At 29.1% G+C, this 25,107-nt stretch carries 20 protein-coding genes; 9 read left to right on the top strand and 11 right to left on the bottom strand.

The features are described from left to right. The first annotated feature begins 43 nt into the window (after window positions 1-43). Both BT997_RS04425 and BT997_RS04430 read left to right on the top strand, forming a co-directional pair. The gene (locus tag BT997_RS04425; protein ID WP_072680240.1) at window positions 44-2,887 is read left to right on the top strand and encodes a transporter substrate-binding domain-containing protein; all 2,844 of its coding nucleotides are present in this window, start codon (window positions 44-46) and stop codon (window positions 2,885-2,887) included. Further along, window positions 2,880-3,872 (top strand): GGDEF domain-containing response regulator, encoded by a 993-nt coding sequence (locus tag BT997_RS04430; protein ID WP_072680241.1) that lies wholly within the window; start codon window positions 2,880-2,882, stop codon window positions 3,870-3,872. Before BT997_RS04425 ends, BT997_RS04430 begins: the two co-directional genes overlap by 8 nt. Here the strand turns inward: BT997_RS04430 and BT997_RS04435 are convergent. Genes BT997_RS04435 through BT997_RS04450 form a run of 4 tightly spaced genes read right to left on the bottom strand, consistent with a single transcriptional unit; the run spans window position 3,847 to window position 7,157 of the window. Next, window positions 3,847-5,643 carry a sensor histidine kinase gene (locus BT997_RS04435; RefSeq protein ID WP_072680242.1) on the bottom strand — a complete coding sequence of 599 codons (1,797 nt, stop codon included), beginning with the start codon at window positions 5,641-5,643 and terminating at the stop codon, window positions 3,847-3,849. The two genes, BT997_RS04430 and BT997_RS04435, sit on opposite strands and share 26 nt — an antisense overlap. Then, window positions 5,636-6,286 (bottom strand): response regulator transcription factor, encoded by a 651-nt coding sequence (locus BT997_RS04440; RefSeq protein WP_072680243.1) that lies wholly within the window; start codon window positions 6,284-6,286, stop codon window positions 5,636-5,638. Before BT997_RS04440 ends, BT997_RS04435 begins: the two co-directional genes overlap by 8 nt. A gap of 17 nt (window positions 6,287-6,303) precedes the next feature. Continuing rightward, the gene (locus BT997_RS04445) at window positions 6,304-6,672 is read right to left on the bottom strand and encodes a cytochrome c (RefSeq protein WP_072680244.1); all 369 of its coding nucleotides are present in this window, start codon (window positions 6,670-6,672) and stop codon (window positions 6,304-6,306) included. Next, window positions 6,669-7,157, bottom strand: a complete 489-nt coding sequence (locus tag BT997_RS04450; protein WP_072680245.1) for a thioredoxin family protein — start codon at window positions 7,155-7,157, stop codon at window positions 6,669-6,671. The genes BT997_RS04445 and BT997_RS04450 overlap by 4 nt, the downstream gene beginning before the upstream one ends. A 206-nt stretch (window positions 7,158-7,363) precedes the next feature. Here BT997_RS04450 and BT997_RS04455 point away from each other — a divergent pair, with 206 nt between their 5' ends. From BT997_RS04455 to BT997_RS04470, 4 genes are all read left to right on the top strand, one after another. Continuing rightward, window positions 7,364-9,730, top strand: a complete 2,367-nt coding sequence (locus BT997_RS04455) for a cytochrome C (RefSeq protein WP_258239420.1) — start codon at window positions 7,364-7,366, stop codon at window positions 9,728-9,730. A 123-nt stretch (window positions 9,731-9,853) separates the two neighbouring features. Beyond that, window positions 9,854-10,534: a thioredoxin fold domain-containing protein gene (locus BT997_RS04460; protein ID WP_072680246.1), complete on the top strand. Its 681-nt coding sequence runs from the start codon at window positions 9,854-9,856 to the stop codon at window positions 10,532-10,534. Continuing rightward, a complete protein-coding gene (locus BT997_RS04465; RefSeq protein ID WP_072680247.1) occupies window positions 10,534-11,007 on the top strand; it encodes a thioredoxin fold domain-containing protein in 474 nt (157 codons plus the stop codon). Before BT997_RS04460 ends, BT997_RS04465 begins: the two co-directional genes overlap by 1 nt. Next, entirely contained in the window at window positions 11,008-11,361 is a 354-nt protein-coding gene (locus tag BT997_RS04470; protein ID WP_072680248.1) for a DUF1566 domain-containing protein, read from the top strand. Window positions 11,362-11,365: 4 nt separating this feature from the next. On the opposite strand, the gene BT997_RS04475 is transcribed toward BT997_RS04470, so the two are convergent. The 6 genes from BT997_RS04475 to aceE form a co-directional block, all read right to left on the bottom strand. Next, window positions 11,366-13,195: an ABC-F family ATP-binding cassette domain-containing protein gene (locus BT997_RS04475; protein WP_072680249.1), complete on the bottom strand. Its 1,830-nt coding sequence runs from the start codon at window positions 13,193-13,195 to the stop codon at window positions 11,366-11,368. An 81-nt stretch (window positions 13,196-13,276) separates the two neighbouring features. Next, window positions 13,277-14,242, bottom strand: a complete 966-nt coding sequence (locus tag BT997_RS04480; RefSeq protein ID WP_072680250.1) for an MBL fold metallo-hydrolase — start codon at window positions 14,240-14,242, stop codon at window positions 13,277-13,279. 55 nt (window positions 14,243-14,297) lie between these two features. Further along, entirely contained in the window at window positions 14,298-14,585 is a 288-nt protein-coding gene (locus BT997_RS04485; RefSeq protein ID WP_072680251.1) for a helix-turn-helix transcriptional regulator, read from the bottom strand. A 134-nt stretch (window positions 14,586-14,719) separates the two neighbouring features. Further along, window positions 14,720-16,492 carry a dihydrolipoyl dehydrogenase gene (gene lpdA, locus BT997_RS04490; protein ID WP_072680252.1) on the bottom strand — a complete coding sequence of 591 codons (1,773 nt, stop codon included), beginning with the start codon at window positions 16,490-16,492 and terminating at the stop codon, window positions 14,720-14,722. 10 nt (window positions 16,493-16,502) lie between these two features. After that, on the bottom strand, window positions 16,503-18,230 hold the full coding sequence (gene aceF / locus BT997_RS04495) for a dihydrolipoyllysine-residue acetyltransferase (RefSeq protein ID WP_072680253.1): 1,728 nt from the start codon (window positions 18,228-18,230) through the stop codon (window positions 16,503-16,505). Window positions 18,231-18,240: 10 nt separating this feature from the next. Further along, window positions 18,241-20,913 carry a pyruvate dehydrogenase (acetyl-transferring), homodimeric type gene (aceE, locus tag BT997_RS04500; RefSeq protein WP_072680254.1) on the bottom strand — a complete coding sequence of 891 codons (2,673 nt, stop codon included), beginning with the start codon at window positions 20,911-20,913 and terminating at the stop codon, window positions 18,241-18,243. A 300-nt stretch (window positions 20,914-21,213) separates the two neighbouring features. On the opposite strand from aceE, the gene BT997_RS04505 reads away from it, so the two are divergent. Both BT997_RS04505 and lipA read left to right on the top strand, forming a co-directional pair. After that, window positions 21,214-21,951 carry a biotin/lipoate A/B protein ligase family protein gene (locus BT997_RS04505; protein WP_258239421.1) on the top strand — a complete coding sequence of 246 codons (738 nt, stop codon included), beginning with the start codon at window positions 21,214-21,216 and terminating at the stop codon, window positions 21,949-21,951. Further along, entirely contained in the window at window positions 21,932-22,822 is an 891-nt protein-coding gene (gene lipA / locus BT997_RS04510) for a lipoyl synthase (RefSeq protein ID WP_258239422.1), read from the top strand. The genes BT997_RS04505 and lipA overlap by 20 nt, the downstream gene beginning before the upstream one ends. Before the next feature lie 18 nt (window positions 22,823-22,840). Here lipA and BT997_RS04515 read toward each other — a convergent pair whose 3' ends face one another. Then, window positions 22,841-23,569, bottom strand: coding sequence for an IclR family transcriptional regulator (locus tag BT997_RS04515; RefSeq protein ID WP_072680334.1), 729 nt, complete (start codon window positions 23,567-23,569; stop codon window positions 22,841-22,843). A gap of 400 nt (window positions 23,570-23,969) precedes the next feature. Here BT997_RS04515 and BT997_RS04520 point away from each other — a divergent pair, with 400 nt between their 5' ends. After that, complete coding sequence (locus BT997_RS04520) at window positions 23,970-25,103, top strand: CoA ester lyase (protein WP_072680255.1); 1,134 nt, start codon at window positions 23,970-23,972, stop codon at window positions 25,101-25,103. Window positions 25,104-25,107 lie beyond the last annotated feature (4 nt).

Raw genomic sequence — 25,107 nt, forward strand, 5'->3', positions numbered from 1 at the left:
AATTTTTTGATATAATCTTAAAAATATAATCAAAAAGCTTATAATGAATAAACTGATAAATAATCTAATAATACTCTTAATTCTTTCATTTTCAGTTTTTGCAAATGATAATATAAACTTAACAATAGAAGAAAAAAAGTTTTTAAAAAATAACTCTCCATTAAGACTTCATAATGAGTTAAATTGGCCTCCATATAACTATTATCAAAATGATAAACCAAAGGGTTTCTCTATTGATTATTTAAATTTATTGGCAAAAAAAATAAATACTGATATAAAATTTATTACAGGTCCTTCGTGGGATGAGTTTATGCAGATGCTCCAAAATGACGAAATAGATGCCATTATTAATATTTCAAAAAATGAACAAAGAGCTAAAACAATTGCTTTTACATCAATTTTTCATACTGCTGCGAATGCAATTTATGTAAAGAACGGTGATGAACAACTGGATTCTTTAGAAAAATTAGAAGGCAAGACTATTGTTATGCCAAAAGGTTTTTTTGCACAAAAAGCAATTGCAAAGTACTATCCTAAAATAAATCAAATATTAGTAAAAGATTCCCTTGAAGCACTAAAGCTACTATCTTTAGGAAAGGCCGATGCAACTATTGGAAAAAAGAATGTAATTGACTATGTAATTACATTAAACAATATTTCAGGGGTTAGCCCGACAAATTATGTTGATGATAATAGAATGGTAAGTTTAATACGTATAGGTACTTCAAAAAAGAAAGCTATTCTTAGAGATATTTTAGAAAAAGCTCAAAAAAGTGTTACAGATGAAGAATTACTTTCTTTAAAAAGAAAATGGTTTGGAGCTAGAGAAATAAAAGAAGATCTTTTTAGTAATTTTTTAACTAAAAGAGAATCCAACTATATTTCAAAAAGAAAAATCATAAGAATGTGTAATATCAATGATTTAAAACCTATTTCATTTAAAGAAGATGAAAAATTAAAAGGTATTACTATTGATATATTAAAAAAAATCGAAAAGCTGATTAATATTCGATTTATTCCCATTAAAACAAAATCTTGGGAACAATCAAAAGAGTATTTAAGAACAAATAGATGTGATATTATTCCTACAGTAACAAACAGTAATGAATTAATCGATTATGCAAAGTTTACAAAACCTTATCTAAACTATAAATTAGCAATCATAACTCAGAAAAATAAACCTGTTGTATCAAGTTTAGATGATATTTTAGATAAAACAATGGCAAAAAAATATGATTCTCAATTAATTACTCTATTAAAATCTACAAATCCAGATTTAAATATTTTAAAAACGAAAAACGATAGAGAAACGATAGAAGCAGTTAGTACAGGAAAAGCATATTTTGCAGTAGAACCACTTCCTATAGCCTCTTATTATATGTCAAATTACGCACTAAAAAATCTTTATATTTCTAGATATACAAATATGTCCTATACTGTTAATATGGCTGTAAATAGTAATAACCCTATTCTTTTGAGTATTTTAGATAAAACATTAAGCCAAATTAATGAAAATGAACACAGAGAAATATTTAATAAATGGACTGCGGTATCATTTGAAACGACTTTTGATTATACATTTTTATGGGAAACAATATTTGTTATTTTAGTTATTATTGCAATTTTTTCCTATAGACAATATGTTTTAAATAAGCATAATAAAACATTACAACTAGCAAATGATGAAATTGAAGAAAAAACTATTGAGCTTGCAAAACAGAAAATATTATTTGAAAAATTATATGATAAATCATCGGATGGAGTTCTTTTAATACGAAATAATTTAATTACAAGCTGTAATGAGTCAACACATAATATTTTGAAATATTCAAAATCTGAAATACTTTATAAGCATTTATATGAAATATCGCCTTATAGACAACCAAATGGTGAAATATCAAAAGAAAAATCTGAAAATATGATAAGAGAAACTTTGCACAAAGGTGTTTCAAGTTCAGAATGGATTTTTGCAGATGCAAATAATCAAAGTATTTGGGTAGAGATAGTACTTACTTCTATTGAAATAGAAGGAAATAGAGTTATACATACTGTGATTAGAGATATATCAAATAGAAAAATTTTAGAGCAGAAACTTGAAGATTTAAATATTAATCTTGAAGAGAAAATCAAAAAAGAGATAATCAAAAATGAAAAAAATACAAAACAACTAATCCAACAATCAAGACTTGCTCAAATGGGAGAAATGATTTCAATGATTGCACATCAATGGAGACAACCCCTTGCTGCTATATCTGCTACTACTAATAATTTACTAATCAAAATGTTAATTGATAAAAAAGTGGATAAAGAGCTTATTGAAAATGAATTAAAATTAATTACAGATTATTCTCAACATTTATCTTCTACAATAGATGATTTTAGAAATTTCTTTAAAACAGAAAAAGAAAAAAATGAATTTGATTTAGAATTACTTATTTTAAAATCTATTAGTATAATTAAAACATCTATTGAATCAAATAATATTATTCTAAAAACACAATTTAACTCAAATTTGAAGGTTTTTTCATATTCTACAGAAATTCAACAAGTTATATTAAATATTCTTAAAAATGCAGAAGATATATTGATTGAAAAAGATTCAGATGACAAAAAAATAGAAATAACAACTTATAAAAAAGATGATACATCAGTATTAATTAAAATTCATGACAATGGAGGAGGAATCGAAAATAGCGTTATTGAAAAGATTTTTGACCCCTACTTCTCTACAAAAGATACTAAAGATGGAACAGGACTAGGATTATATATGAGTAGAATTATAATAAATGAACATTGTGAAGGAAATTTAAGAGTTGTAAATGAGTATGATGGAGCAACTTTCTTAATAGAGTTACCAACTAATAATATGGATAAAAAAAATGCCTAATAATTTAAAAGAATTAATCAATTATGGTCAAACATTAAATGTACTATTTATTGAAGACAATGAAGAAGTAAGAATCCAATTAGAAAAACTTTTGAAAAACTTTTTTTCAAATATTGATATGGAAGAAAATGGTTTAGATGGATATGAAAGATATATTGATTTTAAAAACAAAAATGATAGATCTTACGATTTAGTAATTACAGATTTGAGTATGCCAAAAATGGATGGTGTAGACTTATGTAAGCAAATAATGAAAGATAACCCTAATCAGCTTATTTTAGTAATCTCTGCACATACAGAATCTAAAAAACTGATAGAGCTTATAGATATTGGCATTTATAAATTTCTTCAAAAACCTGTAGATTATAATAATTTATTAAATAGTTTATCTTTGATAATTTCAAAAATAAAAAGAGAAAAATCTTATGTAAAACTTGAAACTGAAGTTAAAAATATCAAAGATCATAATGAAAAACTTAATGAATTAGTAATAACTGACAAATTGACCTCTATCTACAATAGACGTTTTATTGATAATATATTAAATCAAAGATTTTCTGATTTAGAAAGTAATTCAAATAAAGAACTATCAATAATTTTTATTGATATTGATGATTTTAAATTAATAAATGATTTTCATGGACATTTAATAGGAGATCAGATTTTAGTAGAATTCTCTCAAAAATTAAAATCTTTAATAAGAGCTAACGATATTTTAGGACGTTGGGGTGGAGAAGAGTTTATTATAATTTCAGATAGAACAAATCTTGAATCTGCAAAAAGTATTGCAGAAAAGTTAAGAAAAGGTATAGAAAATAGTACTTTTACTAAAGTAGATAAATTAACAGCAAGCTTTGGAATAGCCTCATATGAAGAAAAAGATTGTATACATAATCTAATCCAAAAAGCTGATTATAGTTTATATAAAGCAAAAGAAGAAGGTAAGAATAAAGTCTGTTTTATTGATAATTTAAATAAATTATAAATTCTGCACCATATTCTTTATTTTCAACAGTAATTTTACCTTTCATTTTATCTTCTATAATTGCTTTTGATAAATAAAGACCTATTCCTGTACCTTTATCTTTTTTAGTAGTAAAATATGGGTCAAAAATATTATTTATAATATTTTTAGGTATTCCTTCTGCATTATCATTTATAATTATTCTTATACCTTTTTCATCTTTTTTTATAAGCAAATTAATTAATGGTTTCTCAATACTATTCTCTTCTAAAGCATCTTTTGCATTAACTATTAAATTCATTAAAACTTGCGAAAATTCATTTTTATTTCCATGCAATTTTACTTTTTGTTCATCTTCAATATTAATTTCAATATTATTATGTTCTAACATAGGTCCAATAATTTTTAATATTGAGTCTATAGCATCAACTACAAAAAAGTCTTTCTTTTCATTATCTTTTTTATAAAAATCCTTAAAGTTATCAATAGTATTAGACATAAATTCTATATGATGAAGCGAAGTATCTAAAGAATCATTTAACATTTTATCATCAAGTTTTCCTTTATTTTGAAAAGCTTTTAAGTTTTGTAAAGTTAAAGAAAGTCTTGTTAAAGGATGTCTCCATTGATGAGCAATATTTCCAATCATATCCCCAAGCTCTGCTAGTTTTCCTTGATTTTGAAGAAGTCTATCTTTTTTAGCATTCTTTAAAGTTTCAATCCTTACTTTCTTATCTAAATTTGTTGCTAATTCATGTAATTTATCAGCTTGAGAAACTACAATCTCGTACATATGTTTTAAAGGACTAGAAAATATTATACTAAATATTATTGACATAAAAAAAGAAAATATTAAAATTGCAATAATCATTTTATTATTATTTTCTTCAACTTCTTTTAGTGATTTATCTGTCTCAACTAAAACCATATTAAACCTTTGATTTCCCAAAAGTAAGGGTTGTACATAAAGATTACTAGTTAAAACTCTACCTTTTAAATTGTCTTTTTGTATTTCATATACAATTTCATCTTCAAAATCATGATCTAATCTATGTTTAGTATGATATAAAGACCAATCATACTTTGGGTTCTTATGTTTTATATAATATCCTGCACTATCGGAGATATAAATATCATATAAAGTTGATTTCGTAATACTACTAAAAAGTTCTCGCATAAAAATATTTATAATTAAAATACCTTCAAATTCATTATTTATATATATTGGTGTTGCAACTCTCACAACGGATTTATTTGGTTGTTCAACTTTACCATGTTCTATATTTAAATCAATGGGAGAAAACCATACAGAGTTATGGTTTATTTGACTAGCATTTTTAAAATAGTATCTACTTGATTTATCCTGTAACCTAGAGGTTTTATAAGGTTCTTGAGATTTTTTTTCTCTTTCAAATCTAAGTTTTTCCATACCATTTTTATCTATATATCTCATTTGCATATACTCTTTATTTGCCTCCATAATTGTAAGAAATAATAAATCAATATAATAGTTGTAAGCTCCATTATCAACAAATCTTAAAAAATATTCATTTTTTGAAATTGCAAGAATAGCATCACCTCTTTTTTTAAAAAAGCTATCAAATTCTTTTTTCTTTTCATTACTTTGTAAAGTTACTTCTCTTTCAAACTTATGAAGTTTTAAATCATCAGATAAATAGATATGAATAACAGTAATTGAGGCAATTAACAATAGTGTAAATGTTATATACGATAAAAAAAGTTTAAATCCAAAGTTTTTATGTTCTTTAGATAATTTATCAACTTCAATCATATTTTTCTATCTTATAACCGATATTTCTAATATTTGTAATAAAATTATCTTCTAGTTTATTTCTAAGTTTTTTTATTTTTGTTCTTAAAGTGTTATCACAAACATCTTTTTCTTCCCAAACGTAATCTTTAATGATATCAGGACTAACGGCTATTCCTATATTTTTCACAAGAAGATATAGTAACTCTTTTTCTTGATTATTTAAAAGAACAGGTTCTTTTTTATAAAAAAGTTGCATACTACATAAATCGAAACAATAATTCTCATTGATTTTTATTCTTTCCATACAATCTTTATGTATTAGTTGATTGATTCTTAACTCTAATTCTTCAAACAAGAAAGGTTTTCTAACATAATCATTACATCCCGCTGCATAACCATCTTTTACATGGTCTAAATCATTCATAGCAGTTAAATATATTGCAGGAGTATCACAGCTTTTTCTTATCTCTTTTAAAGTCTCTATTCCATTTTTTATTGGTGTGTTAATATCTAATAAAAGAATATCATAGATTGATAAGACTGAATTATCCAATAATGATTGTCCATCATTGTAAAAATCCACTTTATGTCCATCTAATTCAAAATAATTTTTTACTTGTTCACAAATAAAATCATCATCTTCTAATAGCAAAATTTTCATATAATACTTTCATTTTTTTAATTACATGTAGGAACATGCTCAGAGTCATAAGCAAACTCTTGTAAAAATTCTAGCATTAATTTACTTTGCTTTTTAAATTCATCTCCTTTTAAATATACAATAACATTTTTGGTTGAATTGTCTTCTTCATGGAAATAAATTAACTCGCTAGCATTTTTTGAAAAGAACTCTTTCCATTCTCTTATTGAAGCAATATTACCTCCTCTACTTCCTTCTCCATGGCATGAAGAACAATTCTTTAAATAATAGTCTTGACCTTTCAAATTTTTAGTAGCGTATTCACCTCTAATTTTTTCAGCATTTAAGTTAAAACTTAAAGAAATCATAATTATTAAATATAAATTTATCTTATTAATTATTTTCATTTTATCATTCCTTTTTCTTTTAATTTATTATGTTTTTTAACTGCATCATCCATCCATTCCAACATTTGATCTAGTTGCCACATTCCATAAATAATCATGTGTTTTTTACCCCGCCTAGCAAGCTTTTCTTCTTCTGCACCCATAAAATAAATTGCTGGAGTCATTGATACAGTTAATCTTGGTGGACATTGTCCAGTATTGGCTACATCTGAATCTGCATCTAATGAATTATCTAAAATTACAGGAATAAAATGCTTTTTAATTTTATCTTTAAACTCTTTTTTACTAAATACTTCTTTCTTTAATTTTGGGCAATAAAAGCAGGTTCTAGATTCTAGAAACATAAATATTAATTTGTCATGATACTTTGCTAATTGCTTTGTTTCATCAAAATCAGACTGCCAATCTAAACCTTCTTGCCAAGAAAAATCTTCTGCAAAAAGCGATGAAATTAATACTAAAAAACTAAATATAATTCTTTTCATTATAGACTCCTAAATTTCGACTTTTTTTTATTCTAACAGATTGTAATTTAATTAAAATTGATTAAAATCAATCTTTAAAACTTAACTTATTCTTAAATATTAGTAATAAATATAAAAAATTAGTTTAGGCACTTTCAAAGCACTTTCATCTGATAGAATTCATAAATGGTTGGGTATTGTCCCAACAATACATAAAGGAGAAGAAGATGAAAAGCTCGATGTTTAGAATTGCTAAAATCGCTTTTATTACAGCAATGCTTTCAACTTTTGCTTTTGGTGCGGTTGAGCATTCAAAAGGAAAAACTGAAATGGCTGCTGTTGAAGGTGGTGATTCATGTATCAAGTGTCATAAAGGTATTGAGTCTATTAGAGACGAAAAATCTGACATGATGCAACAAATCGTTGCTATGGGTCAAGGTCTTGGCGATACTGCAGGTTGTGTAGTTTGTCATGGTGGTAACCCAGAAGATGGTACTGTTGCAGGAGCACACAAAGGTGCACCAAAAGCTCACGCTGGAGGTTTATCTGAATTTGTTAGAGATCCAGGTTCTATGTGGATTGCTGATAAAACATGTGGTATCTGTCACGCAGATACAGTAGAAAATACTATGAAGTCGTTAATGATGACAGAAGCTGGTAAAATCCAAGGTAATATGCATACTTGGGGAACATATAATACTAAAAAAGTACAATATGCTAACTATGATGTAAAAGATGAAGATGGGAAAACACCTGCTTGGGGGACTAAGGTATATAAAGATTATATGGTAAAAATGATCGATAAATATCCTGACCAATTCCCTACTGAGTTAAAACAACTTCCATTACCACCTAGTGGACCAGAAGATTTCGTTGGTAAATCAGAAGAAGAAATTGGTGCTATGGCATCTATTACTTACCAAAGATCTGATTGTCAAAGATGTCACATTGGTGTAAGAGGTAGAAAAGGTAGAGGTGACTGGAGAGGTATGGGATGTTCTGCATGTCATATGCCATATGGAAACGAAGGTATTTACGAAGGTGGAGATCCAACAATTGATAAAAAAGAACATGGTCATATGTTAGTTCACATGATGCAAGGTTCTAGAGAAGCAAAAGTTAAAACACCATCTGGTATGGAATTTAGCGGTATTCACCCTGAAACTTGTAACTCTTGTCATAATAGAGGAAAAAGAATCGGTGTATCTTACGTTGGTTTAATGGAACAACCTTATGGTTCACCACTTCAAGCTGGTGGTAAATCACAATCTAAACATCATGGTAAGAGATATAAACATATCAAAGAAGACTTACACTTTGAAGCTGGTATGACTTGTCAAGATTGTCACACATCTGTTGATATGCATGGTGATGGTACATTATTTGGTACTACATTAGGTCAAGTTGAAATTGAGTGTTCTGACTGTCACGGTACAAATGACAAATATCCATGGGAATTAAAAATTGGTTATGGTGAAAAATTTGGTATCGATACTCCTGAAGGTCCAAGAGGTATGACTAATGAGTTACCATACTTTATGACTCAAGGTACAGTATATGACAAGCAAGATGGATATTTACTATCAACTAGAGGGAACCCACTTGGTAACGTTGTTAAACATAAAGGTTCAAATAAAGTTACTGTTCACTTAGCATCTGGAAAAGATTTAGAAGTGCCTTTATTAAAATATAAAGCAGAGACTTCATCATGGAAATCTAAAAATGCTGATGTAGCTATGGGTAAAATTCAAGCACACATGGATAACCTAGAGTGTTATGCTTGTCACTCTGATTGGGCACCACAATGTTACGGATGTCACGTTAAAGTAGATTATACTCCTGGTAAATCTAAAATTGACTGGATAGCATCTGGATCAACTAACTTTAAAAATGGTGAAACATCTGAGTCTGTATTAGGTACTAAAGGTAAGAAATTATTTGGTAAACCAAGTGAAACTAGATCTTACTTAAGATGGGAAGACCCAATCTTAGGAATCAATGGTGAAGGTCTTGTTACTCCTGTTATTCCTGGTTGTCAAGTTACATTTACGGTAATTGGACCTGATGGTAAAACATTAATTCTTAACAAACAAGCTAGAGTTTCAGACAATGGTCAAACAGTTGCTGGTACAGATATGGCACCAGTACAACCTCACACATCTGGAAGAAAAGCTAGATCTTGTGAATCTTGTCACTCTAATCCTAAAGCTTTAGGTTATGGTATTAATGATGGACAATTTATCCAAAAACAAGGTGAAGATTTATACATGGATCTTCAAGATTTAAGAACTAAGAAATTTGTTCCAGCAAATAAAACTGTTCAAATGAAAGCAATTCCAGGTATGGATTACGATTGGTCACAAATTGTAACTAGAGATGGAAAACAACTTCAAACTGTTGGTTCTCACTGGCCTGATTCAAGACCTCTTGATCAAGATATGAGAGAAAACATGGAGAAAACTGGTTTATGTATGGGTTGTCATCAAAATATGAAAAATGACGAACTATGGGAAAAAGTAAACACAGATAAGAAATTGAATGTTACAGAACATATCAATAAAATGCATGAGTTGATTAATAAAGCTGCTAAATAGTAGTTTAATTATCTAACTTAGAAAAAAGGGGTTTAGGCCCCTTTTTTAATATCTAATTTTTTTTAATTATGTTATTATCCAGTCTAAATAATATAATTAAAAATAATTAATTAAAGGATACAAATGAATACAAAATTATTTTCAAAAATGACTCTTAGCTCTATAATTACGGCATCTATAATATTTACAGGATGTGGAGAAAAAACGGATGAAGCAAAAAAAATAGAAAGCCCTGCAATTATTAAATCTGAAAAAGTTGAAAAAATGAAAGATGAAAAACCGGCAGAACCTAAAAAAGAAGCTATGTCTGTATATACAAAATATGATTCTGTTGTACAAGATGTATTCAAAGATGTTGCAAAAATTGCTCCAGAGGGAAAGCAAATGATATTAGTTTTTGGAACAAATACTGATCCTTATTCTGATAGATTAAAAGCAGATATACAAAATACTCCTGATTTAGAAAAAAGATTAAAAGAAGATTTTAATTCTTATTATTTTAAAGCTCATGAAAACTTAAGACATAAACAATTTCATGAAGGTGAAATGATGGATGTTGATACAAAAACTATGATTGCTGTTTATAGTGTAACTGCAACTCCAACTATTATCTTTACAGACGATAATGGTAAAGCTGTTATTGTTGTACCTGGGTATATGCCTCCAAAGCAGTTTTTAGTAACTATGGACTTTATGGCAGAAGGTAAATGGAAAGGTAAAGATAGAAAAAATGGAGAAGTATATGAAGCTTTAAGAGACTTCTATATTGCAAAAGGTATAAACGTAAAGAAGAAGGCTGAATAATGAAAAAGATTTTATTAACTTTTTTATTTTTAATAAGCTCACTATTTAGTAGTGAACTATTTAAAACTGGAAACAAACTTGTAGCAGATGGAAAAGGGGTAATCTTTGTTTTTGAGAGTGCAACCTGCCCTTATTGTGATCTTCTAAAAAAAGATTTCAAAGAAAATAAAGAGATGAACGAATTAGCAAAGAATTTCAATATTTACTTAATTGATAGAGAAAAAGAACAAGACTATATTGTAGGGAAAACAAAGAAAAAAGAGACTACTACTACATTAAGAATGGCTTTTTCAACTAAAAATACCCCTACAATTACAATCTTTGACAAAAACTGGAATAGAATATTTCAACTACCAGGATATGCACACCCAGAACAAATGATTACTTTTATGAAATTTGTAAAAGGGTTACATGAAGGTAAGTATAAAACAGATCAATGGAAGAAATTCTTAAAAGATAATGGTGTTGAATAAATGAAAACTTTATTAAAAATTGCACTTCTTTTTACTATTACTACATCTATTTTTGCAGAAGTGGTATGGTTAAAAGAAGCAAAGACAAGAATGAGTTGGAAAGATGCTATGCAATATTGTAAAGATATGAATGCAATTTTACCATCAAAAAAAGTTTTTCAAGAAATTTGGTATAAAAACAATAAAGCATCTGATATAGATGGATTTGAAATGTCAGTATCATATTGGACAAGTGATGAAGTAAAAGGAAATGAAAAGTATGCTGCTTATCCTTTTTATTTTGGAGAAGGTCGAGATAGTTGGTATTATAAAGCGGATCACTATGGAGTAAGATGTATAAAAAAAGTTAAGTAGAGAATTAAATCTCTACTAGCTTCTTTTCATATTCTTCTGTTATTTCATCTAAACTGAGTTGAGTTTCTTCTAGTTTTTCAAATTTCTCTTCTACTTCTTTTTCATGTCTTATTACAATCTGAGATAATTCAATCACTTTACTATTATCTCCAATATTTGAAGCTTGTATTAATTCTGCTTGTTCCTTTTCAATTAAATCTTCAATTTCCATAATTGAATTTTCTAATTTTTCAACTTCTTTTTTTAAAGGGTTAGTTAATTTATTTCGCTCACTAATAAGTGCTGTTCTTAGTTTTTTATTCTCTTTTTTATTTATTTTAGGTTGTGCTTTTACTTTTTCTTCATTTATCTCTTCATCCCAACCAATTTTTTCAAGAAACTCATCATATTTTCCATCAAAGTACTCAGCTTTATCTTTTGCAAATACAATTAACCTATCACATACTTGCCTTAAGAGTTCTTCACTATGCGTTACTATAATACAAGAACCATCAAAATTCTTTATTGCATTAGTTAGAGCATCGATTGATTGCATATCTAAATGGTTTGTAGGCTCATCAAGAAATAATAAGTTTACATCTTTAGCTAAAATCTGTCCTAACATTACCCTACTCTTTTCACCACCTGAAAGTAATGAAATTTTCTTAGAAGCATCATCTCCACTAAACATCATAGAACCACAAATAGCTCTTACAGTAGCTTCTGGAAGTTTTGAATTAGATACATAAATTTCATCCATAATTGTATTATTTGGATTTAAATGTGCAATGTTTGTTTGCCCGAAATGTGCAAAAGATGTTGAACCATGAAGTTCTATATTTCCGGTAAGTTGTTTTAGTTCACCGGCTATTGTATTTAATAATGTAGATTTACCCTTTCCATTTTTTCCAATAATTCCTAAGGTTTCACCTTTTTTTAGAGTAAAAGAGATATCTTTAAAAAGTATATTATCGCTACTGTATCCAAAACTTATATTCTTTATATCTAACAAAACTTTTGCCGGAGTATCTTTAAAATTAAAACTGAACTCTAAAGTAGACTCATTTACAATTGATTCCATATCATCCATTTTTTCCAAAAGTTTAACTTTTGATTGTGCTTGTGCAGCAGTGGAAGCTCTAGCTTTATTTTTTGCTATAAATTCTTCAAGTTCTTTTCTTTTTCTATCTTGTGAAGCTTTTTGTTTTTCATAATGCTCATCATCCATACTTATTTGCTCATAGAACTTATAAGTATTTCCTTTTATCATAAATAGACTTTGTCTAATTATTCCTATAGTATGAGTTGTTATACTATCCATAAAATCCCTATCATGGGTAATAAGTATAACTTCCCCTTCAAAAGACTTTAAAAACTGTTTTAACCATCGTAAAGATAAAATATCTAAGTAGTTTGTAGGCTCATCTAATAAAAGTAAATTTGGTTCAGAAATTAATAATTTAGCAAGATTTATTCTAATTTGATAACCACCTGAAAAAGATAAAGGACTTTTATCTAAATCTTCTTGTGTAAAACCTAATCCAAAAAGCATCTTTTCAACTTTATATATGCTAAACTTATCATCTTCATTAAGAGCAAGAGCAGTTTCTTCTCTTAAGCTATCTTCTGTAAATTCAAGATGCTGTTTCAAAGCACCAATTTTATACCCTTTTGGAATAATAATCTCACCATCATCACTAGACTCTTCTCCGAGTATTAATTTAAATAGCGTTGATTTTCCAGTTCCATTTCTTCCTACTAAACCTACTCTATCCCCAGAACTTAATCTAAAGTCTAGATTAGAAAATAGTTTTTTAGAAGCAAAACTTTTTGAAATATTTGAAAGTTGTATCATAAGACTCTTTTTATATTTAATAAATTTTATTGAAGAGCGATTATATGATATTATGTGTTAGAAATTGGTTATTTTACTTTTTTATCTCCACCAATTTTTTGTTGGAGTATAATCCAATAAAGATATTACTTCACCCATAATAGGAAATCTAATATCTATATTATTCTTTTTTGCTAATGCACTAATCCTTTCAAAAGGTTCGTCCCAAGCATGTAAAGACAAGTCAAATGTACCATTATGAATTGGAAATAATACCTTTGCATTTAAATCTTTGTGGGCTTGTATACTATCTTCTGGCAGCATATGAATATCTCTCCATTTTCTATTATAAGCTCCAACTTCAAGAAAGGACATATCAAAAGGACCATGATTAAAGGCAATTTCTTTAAATCCTTCAAAATATCCACCATCTGCACCAAAATAAAACTTTCCTTTTGGTGCTTTGATTACCCAAGAAGACCATAAAGTTCTGTCTCTGTCTAATAATGTTCTACCTGAGAAGTGTTGAGCTGGAGTACAAATAAACTCTATAGAATCCTTCTTTTTACTATCCCACCAATCTAATTCAACAATATTACGCCTAAGAACCCCAAACTTCATAAGGTGTTGTCCAACTTCAAGAGTTGTATAAAAAGTTTCAACTTTATTCTTTAATTTTTTTATACTCTTTTTGTCTAGGTGATCATAATGGTCATGGGAAATTATTACTGATTTTATAAAAGGTAATTCATCAATTTCTATTGGGTTATCATGGAATCTTTTTGGCCCCATAAAAGAAAAAGGTGATGCCCTATTGGAAAATACTGGGTCGGTTAAGATAAATTCATTTTCTATTTTATATAATAATGTTGAGTGTCCAAATCTTACTACACTATAATCTTCCATATTTTCCAAATCAGTTTTTGTTAAAAAATTAACTGGTATTTGATATTTATGTTTTGGTTTAGCATTTTTTGACTTCTCTTTAATCATTGAAGCGATAATTGATAAACCTTCTTTAAATCTAACTTTATACTCTTTTTCAAGATTTTTATATCTTTTTTTCAATACATTCCTTTTATAGTTTGATAACTATCAAATTATATATAGAAAAAAAGGGCCTTTATAAATCAATAAAACCTCTAATTTTCTCTAAAGTCTCTTTATTAATATGAGCTATTAAAAATTTACCATTTTTTTCAGTTGTAATTAAATTTGCATTAGTTAGTTCTTTTAAATGATGAGATATAGTAGGTGCTCCAATTTTTAAACAAGATAATATTTCAGAAATAGAACATTCGCATTTTTGCTCAAAATCTATATCTTCTTGTTTTGCAATTTCCTTATATATTTCTAACCTATTCTCATTTGATAATGCTTTAAATATTTTTGCTAACTCTTTAGAATCCATTTCACTCTTTTAATTTGATAGTTGTCGAATTGTAATATAACTTATTTTATTTGTCAAGAAAAAACCCACCTTCAAAAGAAGATGGGTTTAAGAGGAAAGAAATAATTATTTTTAACTAGTCAAACTAAACTTTATTATTTCTTTTTTATTGCTTTCGCATTTGGTAAATCAGTAATTGTTCCGTCAAAAATTTCAGCAGCCATACCAACAGATTCATGCAGAGTTGGGTGCGCATGGATAGTCAATCCAATATCCTCTGCATCACAATCCATTTCTAGGGCTAAAGAAATTTCACCAAGAAGTTCACCTGAGTTATCTCCAACAATTGCACCACCAATTAATTGGTGTGTGTCTTTATCAAAAATAAGTTTTGTAAGCCCAGCTCCTGCAACATCAGAGGCAATTGCTCTTCCTGATGCAGACCAAGGGAAACTTGCTACTTCATAATTGATACCAGCTTCTTTAGCTTCTATCTCACTCATACCAGCTGTAGAAATTTCTGGGAAAGTATAAGCAATTCCTGGAATTTGTTTTGGTTCAAAGAATACTTTGTGTCCAGCAATAACTTCAGCAGCAACATGACCTTCATGTACAGCTTTATGTGCTAGCATTGGACCACCAATAATATCACCAATAGCAAAGATATGAGGAACATTAGTTCTTAGTTGATTATCAGTACTAATAAATCCCCATTCATCTACTTCAACACCAGCATTTTCTAATCCAATTTTTAAACCATTTGGAGTTCTTCCCATTGCAACAAGAACAGCATCATACATTTGAGGTTCAGCAGGTGCATTATCACCTTTAAACTCTACATAAATACCATCTTCTTTAGGGATAATTGCTTGAGTTTGAGTTTTAAACATAAAGTTAAATCTCTTCTCATTTGCTTTTGTATATACTTTTACAATATCTTTATCTGTTCCTGTCATTAGTTGAGGGCCACGTACTACTACATCAACTTTTGAACCAAGTTTCTCATAAACTGTACCCATTTCAAGTCCAATAATTCCACCACCCATTACAAGTAATCTTTTTGGAACTTCTTTTACTTCTAAAGCATTTGTAGAATCCCAAATTCTTGGATCTTCATGGGGAATAAATGACATTTTTGAACTCTGTGAACCAGCTGCAATAATACAATTATCAAAAGTAACTTTTGTTTGTTGACCTACTTTATCAGTATGTTCAACAATTACAGATTTATCATCAAGGAATGTTGCATTACCTTGAATAACTTTTACTTTTCTCATCTTAGCCATTGCACTTAAACCATCAGTAAGTTTCTTAACAACACCTGACTTATAAGCTGCAACACCCGCTAAATCAACTTCTGGCTTACCAAACTTTACACCTGCATGCTCTACATGTTCAGCTTCTTCAATTACTTTTGCAACATGAAGTAAAGCTTTTGAAGGGATACATCCTACATTTAAACAAACTCCACCTAAAGTTGGATGTCTTTCAACTAAAACAGTATCTAAACCTAAATCTGCACATCTAAATGCTGCAGAATATCCACCAGGTCCAGCTCCTATTACAAGAACTTGTCCTTTTACTTCATTAGCATTACTATTAACTTCAACATTTTGAGATGCAGGAGTTGAAATACTTGCAGCTGGTGCTGCTTTTACTTCTTCTTTTTTCTCTTCAGTTGATGCACCTTGAACTTCAACTCTAGCAATTAAATCACCAGAGTTTACTTTATCCCCAACTTTTACAAGTATCTCTTTAATAATACCTGCTTGGGTTGTAGGTACGTCCATAGAAGCTTTTTCAGTCTCTAATGTAATTAATCCATCTTCAACTTCAACTTCATCACCAACTTCAACCATAACTTCGATTAAATCTACGTCTTTATCTCCACCTAAGTCAGGAATAACGATATCTACTAGTGTACTCATCTTATAATCCTTATAGGCTTAATAATCTAATGTCGCTTAAAAGCTTAGATAATGTTGTTGTAAATCTTGCACCATCAGCACCATCAATAACTTTGTGGTCGTACGATAATGATAATGGTAACGTAAGTCTTGGAACAAAGTTTTCACCATCCCAAACTGGTTTCATTTCAGATTTAGATAATCCTAAAATTGCAACTTCAGGAGCATTGATAATTGGAGTAAAATAAGTTCCACCAATTCCACCTAAAGATGAAATAGTAAATGAGGCACCTTGCATATCTTGAGCTTTTAATTTACCATCTCTAGCTTTTTGTGAAATTTCAGCCATTTCAATAGCAATCTCTTTAAATCCTTTTTTATCTACATCTCTAATTACTGGCACAACTAATCCATTAGGAGTATCAACAGCAATTGCAATGTGGAAGTATTTCTTCATTACAATACTTTGACCATCAGGAGTTAATGATGCATTAAATTTAGGATGTAAAGCTAGAGCTTTTGCAACAGCTTTAACAACAAATACTAATGGAGATAATTTAAACCCATCAGCAATGGCATTTTGAGCTTTTCTAAAGCTTTCCATTTCAGTAATATCACACTCATCAAATTGTGTTACGTGAGGCATTGATACCCAGTTTCTATGTAAAGAAGGTCCAGAAATTTTTTGAATTCTTGTTAATTCTACAGTTTCAGTTTCACCAAATTGTGAGAAGTCAATCTCTTTTAATTCAGGGAAATTAAATCCTAATCCAGTTCCTGTTCCAGCAGCTGCAACTGCAGGTTTATTTAACTGTTCTTTTACATAAGCTTTAACATCATCTTTTAAAATTCTGTTTTTCTTACCAGTACCTTTAACAAAACCTAAATCAACACCAAATTCTCTAGCTAATTTTCTTACACTAGGACTTGCATATACTTTTTTAGATTTTTGTGTTAATACACTTGTAGCTTCTGGAGCAGAAGTTGCTGCTACTGCTTGAATAGTTGCAGGAGCTTTTTCTTCTTTCTTAGGTTCAACTGTTTTTGTAACTGAAGGAGTTGGAACTTTATTTTCCATTACTACTGTTTTAACCATTTTGGCAATTAAATCACCAGAGTTTACTTTTCCACCAACTTCAACAAGAATTTCTAAAATCTCACCAGCAAAAGGAGCAGGAACATCCATAGAAGCTTTTTCAGTTTCTAAAGTAATTAGTCCATCATCAAACTCAACTACATCACCAACAGAAACCATAATATCAATTAAATCTACATCAGTATCACTTCCTAAATCAGGAACATATACTTCTTCAACAACTGAACAAATAGTTTGTTCATTTACAAATTGACAAGAAATTTCTGCTCCTGAAGCTGAAATAGCTTGAAGTTCAGCTTCTGCATCTTTTAAGTTCATTGGTTCATTTGAAGCACTAGCTGCAGCAGGAGTTTCTACAGGTGTAGATACTTCTTGTGCAACAGGAGCTTCAACTGCTTTTGTTTCTTCAACAGCTACTTCATCTTGAACTTCAACTCTTGCAATTAAATCACCAGAGTTTACTTTTGCTCCAACTTCAACAAGAATTTCTTTTATAATTCCTGCATGAGTTGTTGGGACATCCATTGATGCTTTTTCAGTTTCTAATGTAATTAATCCATCTTCAACTTCAACTTCATCACCAACACTAACCATAATTTCAATTAAGTCAACGTCAGTATCTCCACCTAAATCAGGAATAAATATATCTTGAATTGTACTCATCCTATACTCCTTATGCTTTTAATGGATTGATTTTATTTGCATCAATATTGTATTTCTTCATTGCTTCTAATACAACTGAATTTTCAACTTTTCCAGCTTTAGCTAATTGAGCTAATGTTGTAAATACAACAAAATCAGAATCAACTTCAAAGAAAGATCTTAAGTTTGCTCTTGAATCAGATCTACCAAAACCATCAGTTCCTAATGCTTTAAATGAACCAGATACAAATGGAGATAATTGTTCAGAGTAAGACTTAATATAGTCAGTTGTAGAAACAATAATATTTTCTTCATCTTGACCAAGTACTTGATCAATATAAGGTACTTTATCTTCTGCTTCTACATTTAATAAGTTATATCTCTCTACATCTTGAGCTTCTCTTGTTAATTCATTATATGAAGTAACAGAATAAACTTCAGAAGCAATTCCATATTCAGAAGCTAGAACTTCTGAAGCAACTCTAACTTGCTCTAAAATTGAACCAGAACCTAATAATTTAACTTTATAGTCATTTTTAGCTTCCACATCTTTTAATTTATAGATACCTTTTAAAATTCCATCAACTGCACCTTCTGGCATAGCAGGTTGTTTGTAGTTTTCATTTAATGTAGTTAAATAATAGAATACATCTTCTTGTTTTTCACCATACATTCTATTAATACCATCTTGAACAATAACTGCAACTTCATAACCATATGTAGGATCATAAGTAACACAATTAGGAATTGTATTTGCAATAACATGAGAATGTCCATCTTCATGTTGTAATCCTTCACCATTAAGCGTTGTTCTACCAGATGTACCACCAACTAAGAAACCTCTAGCCATTTGGTCACCTGCTGCCCAACAGATATCACCTGTTCTTTGGAATCCAAACATTGAATAGAAAATATAGAATGGAATCATTGGACAATCATTTACAGAGTATGAAGTAGCTGCTGCAACCCAAGAACCCATTGCTCCAAGTTCATTAATACCTTCTTGAAGTACTTGACCTTTTTTATCTTCTTTATAGTATGCTACTTGATCTTTATCTTGTGGAATATATTTTTGACCTTCAGAAGAATAAATACCTAATTGTCTAAACATACCTTCCATACCAAATGTTCTTGCTTCATCAGGAACAATTGGAACAATATTTTTACCAATTTTTTTATCTTTTACTAAAATATTTAAAACTCTAACAAATGCCATTGTTGTAGAAATTTCTCTATCTCCAGAACCTTTTAATACACCATCAAATTTTTCTAATGCAGGAATTTCTAAAGGAGTTGAGAATTTTTGTCTTCTTTGTGGAACAGAACCACCTAGTTCTGCACGTCTAGCTTTCATATATTGCATTTCTTCTGAATCATCAGCTGGTCTGTAGTATTTTAAGTTATCAACATCTTCGTCAGAAACTGGAATATCAAATCTATCTCTAAATTGTCTTAATACAGTAGTATCAACTTTTTTAACACCGTGAGCAATATTTTTACCCTCTGCTGCTTCACCCATTCCGTAACCTTTAACAGTTTTAGCTAAAATTACAGTTGGTTTACCTTTTGTATCTTGTGCTTTTTTATATGCAGCATAAACTTTAACAGGATCATGTCCACCTCTGTTTAATCTCCAGATTTCATCATCACTCATATTTTCTACAAGTTTTGCAGTTTCAGGGTATTTGTTAAAGAAATGTTCTCTTGTGTAAGCTCCACCTTTTTGTTTGAAGTTTTGGTACTCACCATCAACAGTCTCTTCCATTAATTGTTGTAATTTACCAGATTTATCTTTCTTAAGTAAAGCATCCCAATGTCTACCCCATACAACTTTAACAACTTTCCATCCATTTCCTCTAAAGTTACCTTCAAGTTCTTGAATGATTTTACCATTTCCTCTTACTGGACCATCAAGTCTTTGTAAGTTACAGTTAATAACAAATACTAAATTGTCTAACCCTTCTCTACCTGCAAGCCCAATTGCACCTAAAGATTCTGGTTCATCACATTCACCATCACCCATATAACAATATACTTTTTGTCCACTACAGTCTTTAATACCTCTGTCAGTTAAGTATTTTAAGAATCTAGCTTGATAAATAGCTTGAATTGGTCCAAGACCCATTGATACTGTTGGAAATTGCCAATAATTTGGCATAAGTTTTGGATGAGGATAAGATGATAGACCATCAGCAAATGCTTCTTGTCTAAAGTTATCCATTTGATCTTCAGAAAGTCTTCCTTCTACAAACGATCTTGCGTATATACCTGGAGCAATATGTCCTTGATAAAATACTAAGTCTCCACCATCTTTATCATTTGGCGCTTTGAAAAAGTGGTTAAATGCTACATCATATAGAGTAGCAGATGATTGGAATGATGCAATATGCCCACCAAGCTCTAAATCTTTCTTAGATGCTCTTAAAACCATAGTTTGTGCATTCCATCTAATAATTGATCTTATTTTTCTTTCTAAATCATGATTAGCTGGCATCTTTGGTTCTTGGTCAACTGGGATTGTGTTAAGATATGCAGTGTTAGCACTGTGTGGGATGTGTGCTCCATTTCTTCTTGCATTATCAATTAGCTTTTCTAATAGAAAATGAGCTCGTTGGGGCCCTTCTTCCTCTAAAACAGCGTCTAGAGCATCAATCCATTCAAGAGTTTCTTCTGGATTAATATCGTTTAAGTTTATTTCTGACATTTATACTTCCTTCTAAAGATTTTGATTATTTTCACTAATTATTTTTCACAAAATGACTGAACATATGTTCATTATGTAAAATTTATGTAGCTATTCGTACCACAAAGTCGAATTGTGAGCATATGATACTTTATTTTACTTAAATTATTTTTTTTTCAAATTATTAATTTTTTTTCTTAAGTTTTATCACATATAAATGAAATTATAATGAAAAAAAGAGGGCTTTCAAATATTATTTTTTTTACTTGAAATCTCACACATTATAATTTTTTTAAATAATGTTATTAAGGAATTATACTATTGATAGACAAAAAAAGCAAGTTTAGAGTTATAATTACAGAACAAAAAAGTGCTAAAGAAAATATGGCTATAGATGATGCCCTATTATCATCATATAAAAATGAAGATTTAGCAATTTTAAGATTATATACTTGGAACAAAGATTCACTTACAATTGGTGTATCTCAGAACTTTTCTAATTATGCTTTTATTGAAAAACCAGATGAAATTGGAGCAAAAAGGATAACAGGTGGTGGTATTCTTTTTCATGGTCATGACTTGTCATATTCTTTAGTTATTCCAACAGAATTTTTAAAAGATTATAATATAAAAAAATCTTATGAAACTATATGTTCATTTATACTTAAATTTTATGGAAAACTAGGTCTAAATGTTTGTTATGCGAAAGATAATGAAAATATTCAATTATCAAAAAGTGAGTATTGTCAAGTAGGATTTGAAGCCTATGATATATTAGTAAATGGTAAAAAAATTGGTGGAAATGCACAAAGAAGAACAAAAAAGGCAATTTTTCAACACGGTTCTATACCAATTTTTAAAACAAAAGATGATGAAAAATTTGGAAATTCATTAGAAGATGTAAATATAAATACAACTTTTGAAGAAGCAATAAAATTATTAATTGCTTCATTTGAAGACTCATTCAATGTAGAAATTGAGTATTCAAATCTTACAAAAGAGGAAGAAGAAAAAAAAGTGTTATTATTAAAGGATAAATATGACTATGCCAGCAAGTAAAAAAATAGATTTTAAAAAACCAGAGTGGTTAAGAAAGAAACTTACTCCAACAGCTCAAAAAGAAATGGAAGGATTATTAAAAGATGTTGGTGGATTACACACAATCTGTCAAGAAGCAAAATGTCCAAATATTTCAGAGTGTTATTCAAATAAAAATGCAACTTTTTTAATTTTAGGGAATATCTGTACAAGAAGATGTAGTTACTGTAATGTACTTACAGGTAAGCCAACTGAAGTAGATTTAGATGAAATTCAAAAAGTTACAACTTCTGTATTAAGCCTTGGATTAAAATTTGTTGTAATTACAAGTCCTGCTAGGGATGATTTAGAAGATGGTGGAGCAAGTCAATTTTATAGAGTAACAAAAGATATTTTGGAAAAATCGCCAGGAACACAAGTTGAAATACTAATTCCTGATTTTAAAGCAAAAGAAGAATCACTACAAACTGTTGTTGATTCAGGGGCAGTTATTATTGGACACAATGTTGAAACTGTTCCAAGGTTTTATAATATTAGAAAAAATGCATCATATGAACGTTCTATTGAAGTATTAAAAAGATTAAAAGAACTTGGTGGAGATAAAATTAAAACAAAATCTGCTTTAATGGTAGGACTTGGTGAAACTGAAGAAGAAATGGTAGAAGTATTCAAAGATTTAATCGCTGTAGGATGTAAATTTTTAAGTATTGGTCAATATTTAGCACCATCTGGTGATTATGAAAAAGTAAAAGAATTTGTTCATCCAGATCAATTTAAAAGATATAAACAAATAGCTCTTGATTTAGGTTTTGAATTTGTACACTCTACACCTTATGCAAGAAGCTCATATATGGCACATGAATATTTAGCAAAAGGGGAAGGAAGTCTTTAAGACTTCTTTTCTTTTAAATTAATTATGGCTATTAACTAATTTAAAGATTTCTTGTCCGTACTTATGTAAGACTTCATCTTCTAATCTTACAGATAATCCAGATATTCCTACCGTACCAACAAATTGATTTTTCTTATTAAAATAAGGAACTGCAACAGACTTTAATCCAAACTCATGTTCTTCACTTCCTATTGCATATCCTCTTTCTTTTATTAAATCAATTTCTTTTTGAAGTTTACCAACACTAGTTATTGTATTTGAAGTAAATTTAGTTAATTCAAGGTTATCTATATCTATTTCATTTGAAAAAGCAATTAAAACTTTACCAAAACCACTTGAATGCAAAGGAGAATGCAATCCAATAGAATTTCTTGTTTTTAATACTCTTTTTGATTTGTCAATCTGATTTAAATATAAAGTAGAACTATTATCTAGTATACCTATATATGCACACTCATTTGTTAAATAAAAAACTTCATCAAGTAAGGCACTAGTTTTTTCTATAATTTTATCTCTATCATCTTTATTTACAATTTTTCTTACAATATCACTTAATACTATTTCTTTTGTATTATCTTTATATTCAATAAAATCTTCGCTCATTAAAGTTGTAACTAATCTTGACATTGTACTTTTATCTATTCCTAGTTTTTGACATAATATATTTGCAGTAATAGGTTTATTTGTTCCCATAACTTCTTTTAGAACTTGAAGACCTTTAGTAAAAGATTTATTTTGACTCTGCATTTGCACTTGTTTTGACTCTTTTTAATATGTATTTTTCGTATTCTAGCATCTTTTTAATAAAGAAATTTAAAAAAATCATGTTAACTTTTGTAACAAAAGTAGTTATTGGTATATATTTTAAAAAGAATTTTTAAAAAAATTCTTTTAGATTCTAAGAATATTCAGACATTTTTTCTCACAATGTAAAACTGACATATACTCACTTCTATAAAGCCCAAAAATAAGGGAAGCCTAGGCTTTATAAAATAAATCTTAAAAATAAAATTAGTTTTAAAATTTATATTTCAACTTATTTGATGTATGGATTAATTCCCTTGTCGAAAATAAATAGTTATTTTTATTGAGTTAAAAAACTTGATAAATTTAAATAAATTAATAAATAAAATAAAAAGGTATTATCATGAATTCATCTTTCGTAGATTTATCAAAATTGACAGCAAACGATGATTTAAAACCAGTACTTGGTGGTTTATGGCCAGGAATCCAAATTTACTACCCACCAATCAAGTTTAATCCACTTGATGGAACTTATGAAACTATGGAGCAAGCTAAGTATAGATTACAAAAACATGCTTACAAAACAAAAGCTCATACAGTTTTATTTGACCTTGAAGATGGTTGTAGAATGAAAGACATGTCTAGAAAACTTTTAATTGAAGAATTACCAAAGTTTCCAGAAAGAGATTTTCAAATTGCGATTAGAATAAATCCATTCAGAACTGAAGAATATGAAGAAGATTTAAAAATGTTAAAACAAATACATATGCATGTTGATGCAATTGTTTTAGCAAAAGCTGGTGAAGTTTATGGTGATGCGGAGATTAGAGACTTGTCTTCATGGTTAGTATCAATTGGAAGTAATTTACAAATTCAACCAATTATTGAACACCCAAAATCACTTAAAATTGCAGATCAACTAATGAGTCATTCAACAGTACAACACGTTGTATTTGGTATCCATGATTTTTCTAAAGCGATGGCGTATAAAATTACTCCTGAGGGATGGATTGATGAGTTAGAAACATTCTTTAACATTCTTACTATGGAAGCTAGAATCCAAGGTAAAGGAGTTATTGGTGGAGTTGAAGTTTTATTAACACCAAATTCTCTTCCAGATTCTTGTGTTGAGAAAAAAGATATTAGAAGATGGTTAGATTTACATGGTGATGATGCATCAAGACATGTTTACGCTCATGCACAAAGAGAAACAGCAATGGGATTAACAGGTAAGCAAGTTATTACTCCAAATCATATTAATGTTTGTAAAGTTGCATTTACGCCATCTCCAAAAGAGTTACAAAGAGATATTAGTATTCTTAAAGAAGCTATCAAAACTGATGCTTTATTAAGTGGTGCAATTAGATATGAAGGTGAAATGTTAGACCCACCAATGTTTGGTAAGTCTTTACAAAATATTTTAAGAGGATATGCACTTAATAGTTTATCTAAAGATGATTATGAATTTGCACTAAAAGTATTAAATAGAATGCCGTTACATACATTTAAAGAAAACTGGCCTTACGGTCAAATCTAATAAA

Source organism: Arcobacter sp. LA11, assembly GCF_001895145.1.
In the GTDB taxonomy this organism is placed as follows: Bacteria; Campylobacterota; Campylobacteria; order Campylobacterales; family Arcobacteraceae; genus Halarcobacter.

Excerpts from the sequence above, each read along its gene's own strand:
- BT997_RS04425 (WP_072680240.1), top strand. The coding sequence starts at position 44 with ATGAATAAACTGATAAATAATCTAATAATACTCTTAATTCTTTCATTT.
- BT997_RS04430 (WP_072680241.1), top strand. The coding sequence starts at position 2,880 with ATGCCTAATAATTTAAAAGAATTAATCAATTATGGTCAAACATTAAAT.
- BT997_RS04435 (WP_072680242.1), bottom strand. The coding sequence starts at position 5,643 with ATGATTGAAGTTGATAAATTATCTAAAGAACATAAAAACTTTGGATTT.
- BT997_RS04440 (WP_072680243.1), bottom strand. The coding sequence starts at position 6,286 with ATGAAAATTTTGCTATTAGAAGATGATGATTTTATTTGTGAACAAGTA.
- BT997_RS04445 (WP_072680244.1), bottom strand. The coding sequence starts at position 6,672 with ATGAAAATAATTAATAAGATAAATTTATATTTAATAATTATGATTTCT.
- BT997_RS04450 (WP_072680245.1), bottom strand. The coding sequence starts at position 7,157 with ATGAAAAGAATTATATTTAGTTTTTTAGTATTAATTTCATCGCTTTTT.
- BT997_RS04455 (WP_258239420.1), top strand. The coding sequence starts at position 7,364 with ATGAAAAGCTCGATGTTTAGAATTGCTAAAATCGCTTTTATTACAGCA.
- BT997_RS04460 (WP_072680246.1), top strand. The coding sequence starts at position 9,854 with ATGAATACAAAATTATTTTCAAAAATGACTCTTAGCTCTATAATTACG.
- BT997_RS04465 (WP_072680247.1), top strand. The coding sequence starts at position 10,534 with ATGAAAAAGATTTTATTAACTTTTTTATTTTTAATAAGCTCACTATTT.
- BT997_RS04470 (WP_072680248.1), top strand. The coding sequence starts at position 11,008 with ATGAAAACTTTATTAAAAATTGCACTTCTTTTTACTATTACTACATCT.
- BT997_RS04475 (WP_072680249.1), bottom strand. The coding sequence starts at position 13,195 with ATGATACAACTTTCAAATATTTCAAAAAGTTTTGCTTCTAAAAAACTA.
- BT997_RS04485 (WP_072680251.1), bottom strand. The coding sequence starts at position 14,585 with ATGGATTCTAAAGAGTTAGCAAAAATATTTAAAGCATTATCAAATGAG.
- lpdA (WP_072680252.1), bottom strand. The coding sequence starts at position 16,492 with ATGAGTACACTAGTAGATATCGTTATTCCTGACTTAGGTGGAGATAAA.
- aceF (WP_072680253.1), bottom strand. The coding sequence starts at position 18,230 with ATGAGTACAATTCAAGATATATTTATTCCTGATTTAGGTGGAGATACT.
- aceE (WP_072680254.1), bottom strand. The coding sequence starts at position 20,913 with ATGTCAGAAATAAACTTAAACGATATTAATCCAGAAGAAACTCTTGAA.
- lipA (WP_258239422.1), top strand. The coding sequence starts at position 21,932 with ATGACTATGCCAGCAAGTAAAAAAATAGATTTTAAAAAACCAGAGTGG.
- BT997_RS04515 (WP_072680334.1), bottom strand. The coding sequence starts at position 23,569 with ATGCAGAGTCAAAATAAATCTTTTACTAAAGGTCTTCAAGTTCTAAAA.
- BT997_RS04520 (WP_072680255.1), top strand. The coding sequence starts at position 23,970 with ATGAATTCATCTTTCGTAGATTTATCAAAATTGACAGCAAACGATGAT.